We start from the raw sequence: 13128 nt of genomic DNA, 5'->3' as shown, positions 1-13128 counted from the left end.
CTCTCCCGTCATTCCGGCCCTGAGCCGGAATCCAGCCGACGCGCGTCTGCGCGGCGGAGAGAGCCCTTTCAGCCCAAGGACTTGGGCTGGCTGGATGCCGGATCAAGTCCGGCATGACGGAAGAAACGGCTATCGACAAACGTCACTCTTCCCAATGCACATCCGTCAGCACATTCGAGGGAATGGGTTCGTTTTCCCATAGCCCCTTCACCTTCTTGTCCCAGACGCCGAGTTTCGGCATGACGAAAAGGAAGAGAGCCGGCACGTCTTCCGCGAGGATTTTCTGGGCTTCGCCATAGAGCTTTTCCTGCTCGCCGGCATCCGCCGTCTTTTCGACATTCGCCACGACCTCATTGAAGGTCGGGTTCTTGTAATTGAAATAATAGGGGTCGCGCGCGTAGATATCGATATCCATCGGCTCGGCATGGGCAACGATGGTCATGTCGTAATTCGCGCCTTTGAGAACATCCGCCACCCATTTCGCCGGAAATTCGGTGGTCTCGATGGTCATCGTCACGCCGATTTCGGCAAACATCGCCTGCAGGATTTGCGAGGTGCGCTGGGCATAGGCCATTTGCGGGGCCTTGATGGTGAAACTGAAACCATCCGGATAACCTGCTTCGGAAAGCAGCGCCTTGGCCTTGTCGATATCAAAGGGGTGAACGCCCGTCGTATCGATATAACCGCGGTCATTCAGCGTGTAATGGCTGCCAATGGCCGTGCCGAAGCCGGACCAGGCGCCTTCAATAACAGTACCGCGATCCACCGCCATCATCAGCGCCTGGCGCACGCGCTTGTCGTCAAAGGGCTTGCGGGCATTGTTCATGCCCGCCACGACCTTGAGCTCGGTATTGCCGACGAAGGTGCCGAGGCGCGCGTCGCCATCGAAGGAGGTCATCAGTTCCGGTGCGCCGAATTCCGGGAAGGCATCGATATCGCCGGATTTCAGTGCGGCGGCCTGCGCCTGCGGGTCGGAGACGAAACGGAAGGTCGCTTTCTCCAGCTTCACCGCCACGGCCTTGTCCCAATAGGCGTCGCTCTTCTGCAGCTCGACCTTGTCGCCCTTGGCCCAGGCCACGAATTTGAACGGGCCGGTGCCGATTGGCGTGGTGCGGTTATTCTCCGCGCTTTTCGGCGCCACCATCACGGAGGCCGGCCAGCCGAGCCAGTAGAGAAGGCTGCCGGCCGGCTGCTTCAGCTTCAGCACCAGCGTTGTCGCATCCGGCGTCTCGATACTGTCGATGGCGGCGAAGAAGCGTTTCTGCGGATTGACCGAGCTTTCGCCACGCGCCCGATCCAGCGAAAATTTCGCGACAGCGGAATCGAAGGCCTCGCCATCATGGAAGGTCACGCCCTTGCGCAGCTTGAACGTATAGGTCTTGCCATCAGCAGAAATCTCCCAGCTTTCGGCAAGCTGCGGCTTCACCTTGCCTTCTCGGTCGATCTTCACCAGACCTTCGAAGACATTCTGCCAGGTGACCTGGCCGATGGCGACGGGGGCGGCGATGGTCGGATCGAGACCGGCCGGCTCGACGGCCATGCCAAGCGTCAGCGCGGTTTTCGGCGCGGCTTCGGCAACCGTTGCCGAAAGCGGCAGCCAGAGCGCCGTGCCCAATGCGAGGCTCAGCGCGGTACGGCGCGAAAGCGTTGCCGCCTGCGAAAGATAAGTGCGTGGCATCATTGTCCCCTGTCTGGCGGCCGGGGCATTTTTGCCCTCGGAAGACCGCCCGTTGCAAAAAGAGTGTCATGTTGCAGGCGCACACACAATCTCGATTTTTGTGTGCTCCGTGTAGCTGAAATGGCTACACGGAAATGCAGATGGAAATCAACCTTCCGGGCGGAAAGACCAAACCGTCCCGCTTATCCCGCCGTCGCCTCGCGCATGAAGCGCTCGATAAAATCGGCGAGCTTGGAGGCGGCGAAGGACAATTGCCGGTCGGGCGCAACGCAGAGATCGATCTGGGTATGGATGCCCTTCTTGCCGGAGAGCGGAACGGCGACCATCTGGCCGCTGCGGATTTCCCGCGCCACCGAAAGCGCCGGCAAAAGCGTGGCGGCGGCGTGGCCCAGCACCAGTTCCTTCAACATTTCAAGAGAACTGGTAATGAAGACGGGATCAAGCTCGATGCCCGCATCGGCAAACAGCGTGTCGAAGGCCTGACGCGCAGCAAAACTCTTGTCCGGCAAAGCAAGCGGCAGGCTGGCCAGCTCTTTGAGCGAGACTTCCGGCTGGGCGGCAAGCGCATGGCCGGCCGGAAAGATCGCGTCGTAGCTGATGCGGGTGCGAGAGCGCACTTTTACGCCGGAAAGCTTGGGCGCAAACAGGCTGACGACGAGATCGGCTTCCGCAGCACCCAGCGCCTCCATTGCCTGCCGGGCGCTGGTAATATGCACTTCGAAGCGCAGTTTTGGATATTTCAGGCTGAACTGCGCCAACACCGGCGCCAGAAGGTTCGCCACCGTCGCGCCATTGGCATAGACCGTGACCCGGCCGCGCTGCAGGCCCTTCAGATCGTCGATCAGCTGGTGCACATGGTCGAGTTCCCGCAGCGTCTTGCCGGCGCGGGCGGCGAGCAATTCACCTGCCGCCGTGAGCTTCACGCCGCGGCTGGAACGCTCCACCAGTGGCGAGCCGAAATAATATTCGAGGTTCTCGATCTGCCGGCTTACCGCCGTCGGCGCCACATTCAGGTTTTCCGCCGCGGCGCGCATGGAATTGGTGCGGACCAGTTCGTCGAAATACATCAATGCGCGCAGTTGCATGGGGTGGATACCTTGTTCGGGTGGGCCGATTTGGAGGCCCACCATATCATCGCCGCGTCGCGAGAAAATACTTCACCCAGGAAGATCGCTGGTGAAAGCAAAGCTCGCCGCTTGTTTCTTCTCCCCGCCGGGGAGAAGTCCGCGGCAGCGGGATGAGGGGGCGACGGCAGAGATATGCGGAGAGCTTGCCCCCTCATCTGCCCCTTCGGGGCATCTTCTCCCCCTCGGGGAGAAGAAAAAGGAGGCACCCTCGCGCCATCACGCGCGCTTGAAGCCCTCGCTCGCCACCAGCAGCTGGCGTGTATAATCCGCGCTGAATTCGCGGCTTTCCAGCGCTTCCGCCTCCAGCATTTCCACCACCTTGCCGCTTTTCATCACCGCAAGGCGATCGCACATATGGCTGATGACACCGAGATCGTGGCTGACCATGACGAAGGTCAGGTTACGATCCTTGCGGGCCTGTTCAAGCAGGTTGAGGATTTCCGCCTGAATGGAGGCGTCGAGCGCCGAGGTCGGCTCATCCAGCAGCAGGATTTTCGGCTCGACGATCAGCGCACGCGCAATGGCGATGCGCTGGCGCTGGCCGCCGGAAAGCTGGTGCGAATACCGGAAGCGGAAGCCGGAACCGAGGCCGACTTCATCCAGTGCGCGGGCAATGCGCTGTTCGCGATTGTCGAGACCGTGGATGACCAGCGGTTCGAGCAACAGCGCATCCACCGTCTGGCGCGGGTGCAGCGAGCCATAGGGGTCCTGAAACACCATCTGCACGTCGCTATAGAAGCTCTTGTCGCGGTGCTTGCCGGCATAGGAGCGCCCGGCCACCGTCAAAGAGCCTTCGTCGAAATGATTAAGGCCGGCAATGGCGCGCAGCAGCGTCGATTTGCCGGAGCCGGACTCGCCGACGATGCCGAAAGATTCACCCTCGGCCACATCGATGCTGACGCGGTCGAGCGCGATATAACCATCGAAATCGACCACCATATCGCGGACGGAAAGAACTGAACTCATGCGCGCCACTCCGGCTTGCGTTCCAGAACCGGCAGCGGATGCCGGTGGCCGCCGATTTCCGGCAGGCAGTTCAGCAGGCCCTGCGTATAGGGGTGCTTCGCCTCTTTCAGATTGGCGGAAGACAGCTCCTCCACCACCTTGCCCGCATACATGACGAGAACACGGTCGCAGAAAGAGGAGACGAGGCGCAGATCGTGGCTGACGAAGATCAGCCCCATGCCACGGTCGCGCACCAGCTTGTCGAGGATGTCGAGCACTTCCAGCTGAACCGTCACATCGAGCGCCGAAGTGGGTTCGTCGGCGATCAGCAGTTCCGGGCCGCAGACCAGCATCATGGCGATCATGACACGCTGGCCCATGCCGCCGGAAACCTCGTGCGGATAAAGATCGAAGACGCGTTCTGGGTCGCGTATCTGTACCGCTTCGAGCATGGCGAGCGTGCGCTGGCGCGCCTCGCCGCTGCCGATCTTTTCATGGGTCCGCAAGGTTTCCATGATCTGGCGGCCGATGGTCATGACCGGGTTCAGCGAATATTTCGGGTCCTGCAGGATCATGGCCATGCGCTTGCCGCGCATGATCCGCCGCTCTTTCGCAGACGCCTTAAGCAGATCGATATCGCCGAAGCGCAGCGCATCCGCCTCGATATGCGCGTTTTTCGGGGTCAGCCCCATGATGGCGCGGCCGGTTTGGGACTTGCCGGAGCCAGATTCGCCGACGATGCCGAGACGCTCGCGGCCGAGCGTGAAAGAAACACCGCGCACCGCCTCCACCAGCCCGGTGCGGGTGGGGAAGGACACGCGGAGATTCTGAACGGTCAGAAGCGGCGCACTCATTGGCCCGCCTCCTTGGGGTCCAGCGCATCGCGCAGACCGTCGCCCAGCAGGTTGAAACCGAGGCTGACAATGAGGATCGCCACGCCGGGCATGGCCGCGACCCACCATTGATCGAGAATGAAGCGGCGGCCGGAAGCGATCATCGCGCCCCATTCCGGCAGCGGCGGCTGTGCGCCGAGACCGAGGAAACCGAGGCCGGCGGCGGTGAGGATGATGCCCGCCATATCCAGCGTCACGCGCACGATGAGCGACGACAGGCAGAGCGGCATGACGTGCTTCAACACGATGCGGAAGGGCGACGCGCCCATGAGCTTGACCGCGGCGATGAAATCGGAATTGCGGAAGGTCATGGTTTCGGCGCGCGCGATGCGCGCATAGGGCGGCCATGAGGTGAGCGCGATGGCGAGCACCGCGTTTTCGATGCCCGGCCCGAGGGCCGCGACCAGCGCCAGCGCCAGAACGAGCTTTGGAAAGGCAAGGAAGATATCGGTGATGCGCATCAAAACCGCATCCACCCAGCCGCCGGCATAACCGGAAACCGTACCGACGATAAGGCCGACGGGGGCCGCGATGATGGCGACCAGCAGAACCACGAACAGCGTCAGCCGCGAACCGTGGATGAGGCGCGAGAGAATATCGCGGCCCTGATCGTCGGTGCCTAGCAGATAACCTTCCGTGCCGGGCGGCAACAGCCGGGCATTGCGCAGATCGCCCTGCACCGGGTTATGCGGGGCCAGAACATCGGCAAACAGCGCCACGAACAGCAGCGCGATGATGATGGCCAGCCCGAGCAGCGCCAGACGGTTTTCCGAAAAGCGCCGCCAGATGACATAGGCGCGGCCAAGCCGCGCCTGTTTGCGCGAGGCCGGCCGGTCGGAGAGCAGCCATTCGCGGCTATAGGGTTTGATCGTATCGGTCGAAAGGGTCATCGGCTGCGCGTCCTTGGATCGAGCGTCCGGTAAAGCAGATCGGAGAAGAGATTGATGCCGACGAAGATGGCGCCGATCACGATCGTGCCGCCAAGAACGGCATTCATATCCGCATTCTGCAGGGAATTGGTGATGTAAAGGCCGAGCCCCGGCCAGGCGAAGATGGTTTCGGTAAGCACCGAACCTTCGAGCAGACCGGCATAGGACAGCGCAATCACCGTTACCAGCGGCACGGCGGCGTTGCGCAGCGCGTGGAACCAGATGATGCGGGTTTCCGAAAGCCCCTTGGCGCGGGCCGCGACGATATATTCCTGGCCAAGCTCGTTCAGCATGAAGGAGCGCGTCATGCGGCTGATATAGGCCAGCGAAAAATAGCCGAGCAGACAGGCCGGCAGGATGATGTGGCGGAAGAGATCCCACAACACGTCCCATTGCCGCTGCCAGATCGCGTCGATCAGGAAGAAGCCCGTGACCGGCGTGAAGGTGAATTCATAAACGATGTCCATGCGGCCGGGATAAGCCACCCATTGCAGCCGGGCGTAAAACACCAGCAGCGCCAGGAGGCCGAGCCAGAAGATCGGCACGGAATAACCGATGAGGCCGATGACGCGCACCACCTGGTCGGCAAAGCTGCCGCGCTTGACGGCGGCAAGCACGCCGAGCGGAATGCCGAAGACGGCGCCGATGATGGTGCCGAGCGTGGCAAGTTCAATCGTCGCCGGGAACACCCGCTTGATATCCTCCATCACCGGATTGGTGGTGAGGACGGAGGTGCCGAAATCGCCCGATAGCGCCTGTTTCAGATAAAGGAAGAACTGCTGCCAGAGCGGCAGGTTGAGGCCGAGCTGCTCGCGCACCCGCTCGACCACATGCGCAGGCGCACGGTCGCCGACGATCGCCAGCGCGGGATCGATCGGCACGACGCGGCCAATGAAGAATGTGACCGCCATCAGCCCCAGAAAGGTGGTGATGACGGTGACGGCGAAGCCGAGAACGGCTTTCACGCGGGCATTGGCACGGCGTTTGCCGTGCCTCGCCCTGCTGTTGGTTTCAACCATGCTCATTCAACGATCTCCAAGGGACCGATCCTTCCGGATCATTCCTTGGAAATGGTGTATACGAAGTTGGTGTCGAAGCTCGGTCCGAGCTTCAGGCCCTTCAGCTTGGCGGAATATCCCGCCACTTCCGTCTGCTGGAAGATGATGACGAAGGGACCCTTCGCCAGAACTTCCTTCTGCAGGTTTTCATAGATGGCGGCGCGCTTGGCGCTGTCCTTCTCCAGCAGTGCCGACTGGGTTTCCTTGGTCAGATCGGGAACGTCCCAGGCATTGCGCCAGGCGAGCGTCTTGTTCTTACCCTCGTCGGAATTGTCGTAGTTGATGGTGAAGGTTTCCGCATTCGAGTTCGGGTCGAAATAGTCCGAACCCCACTGACCGATATAGATATCATGGGTGCGGGCGCGATATTTGGTCAGCGTCTGCTTGCCGTCGCCGGGGATGATTTCCAGCTTGATGCCGGCCTGCGCCAGCGTCTGCTGCACGCTTTCGGCAATGCCGGTCACCGGCTGGGTGTTGCGCACATCCATGGACACGGTAAAGCCGTCCTTCAGGCCGGCCTTGGCGAGAAGCTCCTTCGCCTTGGCGACGTCGAGCTTGTAGGGGTTCTCGTCAAGCGCGCCGAGCTGGCCCTTCGGCAGGAAGGTCTGGTGAACTTCGCCGATACCCTTGATGATCGTCGCACCGATGGCATCGTAGTCGACCAGATATTTGAAGGCTTCGATGACCTCGGGCTTCTTCAGGTTCTCGTTCTTCTGGTTGAGGCTGAAATAATAGACGGTGCCCTTCGGCGCGGAAGTGACGGCAAGGCCTTCCTTCTTGGAAACGGCTTCCATGTCGCCCGGCTCGAGGTTGCGGGCAACGTCGATATCGCCGTTTTCAAGCGCCAGGCGCTGGCCCGAGCTTTCCTTCATGTGGCGATAGACCACGCGCTTCAGCTTCGGCTTCTCGCCGTAATAATTCGGGTTGGCCTCGAGGATGACCGCTTCATTGGCCTTCCAGCCGAGGATTTTGTAGGGGCCGGAACCGGCATAACCGGTCTTCAGGAACTCGTTGCCGAAATCGGTATCGTACTTGTAATCGGCGCTCGGCGTGACCGACTTGGCCTTTTCCGTCACGAATTTCTTGTCGACCACCGAAGCGACGGTTGCGGTCAGCACGTTCAGCACGAAGCTCGGCGCATAGGGCTTGTCGACCGTCAGAACGAAGGTGTTCGCATCCGCGGCCTTCGCCTTTTCGGTGACGTTGTCACCGCTGAGGCCGAACTGCGTCAGCAGGAATGCCGGCGACTTGTCGAGCTTCACGGCGCGTTCGAAGGAGAAGGCCACATCATCGGCCGTGACCGGATTGCCCGACGCGAATTTCAGGCCGGATTTCAGCTTGAACGTATAAGTCAGGCCGTCCTCGGAGGTCGTCCAGCTTTCGGCCAGATCGCCGATCACCTTGGACGTATCGTTGAGATCGATGGAAACCAGCTTGCTGTAGGTATTGCCGGTGACTTCGGCGGCGGAAAGTTCGAATGCCTCGCCCGGATCGAGCGTGATGATGTCGTCGATGGCGAAACCTTCGACCAGCGTATCGGCCGGCGTTGCGGCAAACGCATGGGGCGCCGCCAGCATCATCAGCGACAAAGCGGCGCTGGTGCTGAGAATACGCATGGATTTGTTGAGCGATTTGATCATAGGATCTCCCCTTTTGTTATAAGCTTGATTTGGTTCGCTTCAGCTCTTCTCAGGCCGCCTCGTGCCAGGCCTCAGACAAAACACGCAGCCAGTTTTCCCGGCATATTTTAGCAAGTTCTCCATCACCGTAGCCCGCCGATTTCAGCGCCGCAACCAGATTGTGATTGCCGCTCGCATCGGCAACGCCGACGGGTATCGTCGCGCCGTCGAAGTCCGATCCCAGCGCCACGCAATCGATGCCCATGCGCTCCACCATGTAATCGATATGGCGCACCATGTCGGAAAGCGGCGTATCGGCAATGTCGCGCGCATCCGCCCGCAGCATGGTCACAGCGTAGTTGAGACCCACCAGCCCGCCGCTTTCCTTGATGGCATCCATCTGCCTGTCGGTGAGATTGCGGGCCACGGGGGTAAGCGCATGCGCATTGGAATGGCTGGCGATCAGCGGCTGGTTGGTGGTTTTCGCCACATCCCAGAAGCCTTTTTCGGTGATATGCGCGAGATCGATGAGAATGCCGAGCCTGTTGCATTCCTTCACCAGCGCAAAACCGGCCTCGGTGAGGCCCGGCGCCGTATCGGGAGACATGGGATAAGAGAACGGAACGCCATGGCCGAAGATATTGTGCCGGCTCCAGACCGGGCCGAGCGAGCGCAGGCCGGCGGCGTAAAACACCTCCAGCGCGTCGAGATCGGCCCCAATCGCCTCGCAGCCTTCCATATGCAGCACGGCGGCGAAGATATCCTCGGCAAAGGCCTTGCGGATATCGGCCGTGGAGCGGCAAAGCCGCCACGCGCCGGCGCGGTCGAGCCTCAGCGCAATCGCCGCCTTTTCCATGGCGATATCGAGCGAAGGCTGGCGCTCCAGTGGGGAGGCGAGCGGCGTGTTGTAATGGCCGCTTTCATCCGGTTCCTGAAGAATGAGATCGCCGGAGGGAATATAGATCGCACAGATGCCGCCGCCGAGACCGCCTGCCCTCGCACGCGGGCCGTCTACATGGCCTTCCCGTGTACCGTTCCTGAATTCGGCCACCGGATCGGCACCGGCCTTGCTGTTGCGCCACAACCGAAGCAGCACATCATTATGACCGTCGAACACTGCGTGCATGGGAAGAAATTCCAGTCATCGGAAAGAACAAAACGGGGGCGGGCAGACGCCGGGATGACACCGCGCGAAAGCAAACCGGCGCATTGTTCGCCGACCGCTATTGTCTGTCGGAGGCGATCTTAGGACGATCTCTTCGAGCTTCGCAAGACACAAATTAGGCAGCGGTGAAATTATCACCACTTGCCTTTTGCCGGAATTTGCGCTTCGTCAGGCGCGCCAGCCGCCTTCCGCTTTCGTGAGCAGCGGCGTTGAAAAAACACCCCTCACCCGCTCCGGCCATTCCGGCCCGAAAGCGGCGATTTTTTCCCGCCAGCGATCCGATTGCAGCATGGCCGCGCCGATGACGGCGGGCCGAATGCCGGAGGCGGCGAGAAGAGAAAGACCCGCTATGATGGAGCTGCCGCTGGAGATCACATCATCCACCAGCGCCACCCGCCGGTTCTCGATGAGCGGCAGCATGCGCGGATCGATATAGAGCCGTTTTTCCTGCCTTGTGGTGATGGAGGACATCGGCACCGACAATTCCTCCAGATACCAGAATTTGCGCGAGGTGCCGAGCGGCACGTAACGGGAATGGCCGAGATGCCGGGCGACGGCGGCGGCGAGCGTCAGCCCCAGCGTCGGCAGGCCGATGACGACATCGGGCTTGAAGGGAAGAAGTTGTGCGGCAAGGTCGGCCGCCAGCGCCTCGAGCACCTCAAAAGAGGCCTGATTGACGATAAGCGAAGCGAGCGCATGTTCGCCATCCGCCAGCGGCCTTATCGGCAGACATATCTGCCTTCCGTCATCCAGCTCCGCCGGAAAGAAGGCGGAATGCGGGCCGGCCGTTTCGAAGCTGCGGCGCGGATGGATCTCCTGCCAGAACTCATGCGGCGCGGCGGGGGAATGGGCGGCAGGCGATGCGGATGACGGCATCGGTTTTTCCTTTCAGAACCGGGATGGCGCAAGGCGGAGATGGTTTTCGGCCGCGCCAATCCCGTTCGGCAGATTAGTCATTTTAGCAACCACAGAGACGCTGCGGGTTCATTTCATTGGCTTTTTCCGTTAGGGTATTTCCGTTTTTCTCCGAAACACGGAAATACCCTAGCTCTTTGTTTTACGCATTTCCGAACGCAAAACCGCTACACACTTTTGCTGGAAATGCTCTAGAAGAGAAACAAGCAACAGGCATTCGGATGAACCCACCTATGACGCGGGTTTTTCCCATATTCAAGGACAAGCTGCCCATGAGACTGCTGGACCGCATCGGCGAGGACCTGCCATTCCTGACGGAGCTTCGCCACGACCTGCACGCGCATCCCGAACTGGGCTTCGAAGAGGAAAGAACCAGCGCCATCGTCGCCGATCTTCTCGAGCGTGCCGGGCTGAAGGTGCATCGCGGTCTCGGCGGCACCGGCGTGGTCGCCACGCTGCAGGTGGGCAACGGCACCCGCAGCATCGGCCTGCGTGCCGACATGGATGCGCTTGCCATGCCGGAAGTGCCCGACCGGCCCTATAAGTCGAAATTTCCCGGCAAGATGCATGCCTGCGGCCATGACGGCCACACCGCCATGCTGCTGGGTGCGGCGCGTTACCTCGCAAAGACCCGCGATTTTTCCGGCACCGTGCATTTCATTTTCCAGCCTGCGGAAGAAGGCCGCGGCGGCGCAAAAAAAATGGTGGAGGACGGGCTTTTCACCCTGTTTCCCTGCGATGCGGTCTATGGCCTGCACAATATGCCGGGGCTTGGCATCGACGAAATGGCAGTGGTGGAAGGCCCGCAGCTCGCCTCTTCCGACAGCTGGCGCGTCACGTTCAAAGGCATCGGCACCCACGGCGCCAAGCCTCATCTCGGCCGCGATCCGGTGACGGCGGCGGGCACTTTCCTCGCCTCGCTGCAAACCATCGTCGGCCGCGTTGTCGATCCGCTGCAACCCGCCGTGGTCAGCGCCTGTTCGGTGCAGGCGGGCGACCCGAAGTCGCTCAACGTCATTCCCGATCTCGTCGAAATCGGCGGCACGGCGCGTGCTTATGCGGCTGACGTGCGCGACCAGCTCGAAGCGGAAATCGGCAGGCTGGCAAAGGGCACGGCGGCGATGTTCGACATCGAGGCGCATTACGAATTCATCCGCCGGATTCCGCCCGTCATCAACGAGGCGGATGCGACGAAACGGGCGCTGCGCGCCGCAAGAACCGTCTTCGGCAACAGGACCCGCAACGCCTTCCCACCCTCGACCGCCGGCGACGATTTCGCCTTCTTCGCGGGCGAAGCTCCCGGCTGCTATGTCTGGCTGGGCAACGGCCCGGCGGTGGATGGCGCGCTGCACCACAACACCTCCTACGACTTCAACGATGCGGCCATCGTGCCGGGCGTGGCGTTCTGGGCAACGCTGGTGGAGCAGGAACTGGCGGCGGAGTGAAAGTGGCCACCCGGCGCAATGGCCGCTCAGGCGCGCCGCGCGCCCGGGCGAGCGAGGCTGGCTAAAATTCCGGCAAGCGCGCAGCCGGCGGTAATCGCCATGATGCCGGGCCAGCCGGCATGGATCCAGAACCAGCCGCCGACCCAGCCGGTGATGCTCGCTCCGCAATAATAAAACAGCAGATAAAGCGCGGAAGCATGGCTTTTGGCGGCGCCCGCATTCGCGCCCACTCCGCTGCTGGCAGCCGAATGCCCGATGAAAAATCCGATGGTTATCGCCGCAATCCCCGCCACGATGAGGATGATGCTCGAGGCGAATGTGAGCAGGATACCGGCAAGAATGGTGGAAAAGGCAACCACCAGCATGATCCGCCGACTGAACCGGTCGACCAGCGCCCCGCCATAGGAGGACGCGACGATACCCAGGGCGAAGGTCAGGAAAATCATGCTGACGGCCGTCCGGCCCAATTCGTAAGGCGGCGCGACGAGGCGAAAGGCGCAATAGTTGAAAACGGTGGTGAACACGCTCGTCAGCATCGCGCCCAGGAAATAGAACCGCCGAAGTTCCGGATTTCCAAGATGTTGCGCCCATATTCTCAGATGATTTTTAAGCGGCATGTGCTGCGGCCGGAAATTCCGCGAGGGCGGAAGCAGCAGCAGGAAGCCGATGGCCGCGAGGATGCAGACCGCCCCCAGCGCATACATTGCCACCTGCCAGGAGGTATAGGCCGACACCAGCCCCATGCCGACACGTCCCGCCATGGAGCCGAAGGCCGTGCCGCCGACATAAAGCCCCATCGCCTTGCCGAGACTGGAAGGTTCGATCTCCTCGGCAAGATAGGCCATGGCGACGGCCGGAACGCCGCCGAGCACGAAGCCTTCCAGCGCACGGGCGGCAAGCAGCCATGCCCAGCCTTGCGTACTTGCTGCAATGATATTGGCGATGGCGGCCAGCATCATCGAAACGAACATCAGATTTCGGCGGGTGAAGAGCTGGGCAAAGGCCCCGCTGAGAAGAATGGCGAAGGCAAGCGTTCCCGTCGTCAGCGACAAAGCGAGCGATGCGGTTGCAGGATTGATGCCGAATTCCGCCGGAAATTCCGGCAAGAGCGGCTGTACGCAATAGATCAGCGAAAAGCTGGCGAAGCCCGCGAGGAAAAGCGCCCAGCTCGCCCGGCGAAACTGGCGGCTTCCCTGCCGTATCCAGAGCACATCCGGCGGCTCCTCCGTCATGACGATCGGCGGGGTGAAATCCTGTTTTTTGAGCTGGCGCATCGGGTTTGTCCTTTTCGCTCCCAGCTATAGCGCAGCTCCGTCTTTCATTCTAATATATGGAAGGCGTTCCCATCATATCT

The 13128-nt window shown here is 61.3% G+C and carries 11 protein-coding genes; 1 reads left to right on the top strand and 10 read right to left on the bottom strand.

The genetic code is table 11. From position 1 onward, the window contains the following. Window positions 1-142: 142 nt before the first annotated feature. From ACQZ60_RS20930 to ACQZ60_RS20890, 9 genes are all read right to left on the bottom strand, one after another. Window positions 143-1678 carry an ABC transporter substrate-binding protein gene (locus ACQZ60_RS20930; RefSeq protein WP_448736057.1) on the bottom strand — a complete coding sequence of 512 codons (1536 nt, stop codon included), beginning with the start codon at window positions 1676-1678 and terminating at the stop codon, window positions 143-145. 182 nt (window positions 1679-1860) lie between these two features. Beyond that, window positions 1861-2763, bottom strand: coding sequence for a LysR family transcriptional regulator (locus tag ACQZ60_RS20925; RefSeq protein WP_065655290.1), 903 nt, complete (start codon window positions 2761-2763; stop codon window positions 1861-1863). A gap of 258 nt (window positions 2764-3021) precedes the next feature. Continuing rightward, the gene (locus ACQZ60_RS20920; protein ID WP_448736056.1) at window positions 3022-3771 is read right to left on the bottom strand and encodes an ABC transporter ATP-binding protein; all 750 of its coding nucleotides are present in this window, start codon (window positions 3769-3771) and stop codon (window positions 3022-3024) included. Continuing rightward, window positions 3768-4604 (bottom strand): ABC transporter ATP-binding protein, encoded by an 837-nt coding sequence (locus ACQZ60_RS20915; protein WP_448736055.1) that lies wholly within the window; start codon window positions 4602-4604, stop codon window positions 3768-3770. The genes ACQZ60_RS20920 and ACQZ60_RS20915 overlap by 4 nt, the downstream gene beginning before the upstream one ends. Then, window positions 4601-5533 carry an ABC transporter permease gene (locus ACQZ60_RS20910; protein WP_003523147.1) on the bottom strand — a complete coding sequence of 311 codons (933 nt, stop codon included), beginning with the start codon at window positions 5531-5533 and terminating at the stop codon, window positions 4601-4603. Before ACQZ60_RS20910 ends, ACQZ60_RS20915 begins: the two co-directional genes overlap by 4 nt. Then, a complete protein-coding gene (locus ACQZ60_RS20905; RefSeq protein WP_020813226.1) occupies window positions 5530-6597 on the bottom strand; it encodes an ABC transporter permease in 1068 nt (355 codons plus the stop codon). Before ACQZ60_RS20905 ends, ACQZ60_RS20910 begins: the two co-directional genes overlap by 4 nt. A 32-nt stretch (window positions 6598-6629) precedes the next feature. Further along, window positions 6630-8270 carry an ABC transporter substrate-binding protein gene (locus tag ACQZ60_RS20900; RefSeq protein ID WP_003523144.1) on the bottom strand — a complete coding sequence of 547 codons (1641 nt, stop codon included), beginning with the start codon at window positions 8268-8270 and terminating at the stop codon, window positions 6630-6632. Window positions 8271-8319: 49 nt separating this feature from the next. Beyond that, window positions 8320-9375, bottom strand: a complete 1056-nt coding sequence (locus ACQZ60_RS20895; RefSeq protein WP_448736054.1) for a dipeptidase — start codon at window positions 9373-9375, stop codon at window positions 8320-8322. A 207-nt stretch (window positions 9376-9582) separates the two neighbouring features. Then, window positions 9583-10290, bottom strand: a complete 708-nt coding sequence (locus ACQZ60_RS20890) for a phosphoribosyltransferase (protein WP_425644943.1) — start codon at window positions 10288-10290, stop codon at window positions 9583-9585. 311 nt (window positions 10291-10601) lie between these two features. On the opposite strand from ACQZ60_RS20890, the gene ACQZ60_RS20885 reads away from it, so the two are divergent. After that, window positions 10602-11774, top strand: coding sequence for a M20 aminoacylase family protein (locus tag ACQZ60_RS20885; protein ID WP_448736053.1), 1173 nt, complete (start codon window positions 10602-10604; stop codon window positions 11772-11774). Window positions 11775-11800: 26 nt separating this feature from the next. On the opposite strand, the gene ACQZ60_RS20880 is transcribed toward ACQZ60_RS20885, so the two are convergent. Beyond that, complete coding sequence (locus ACQZ60_RS20880) at window positions 11801-13048, bottom strand: MFS transporter (protein ID WP_003520902.1); 1248 nt, start codon at window positions 13046-13048, stop codon at window positions 11801-11803. Window positions 13049-13128 lie beyond the last annotated feature (80 nt).

The organism is Agrobacterium sp. 22-223-1 (assembly GCF_053522385.1).
The sequence above is the reverse complement of the archived record's forward strand: the minus strand, read 5'-3'. Positions and strand labels throughout refer to the sequence as shown.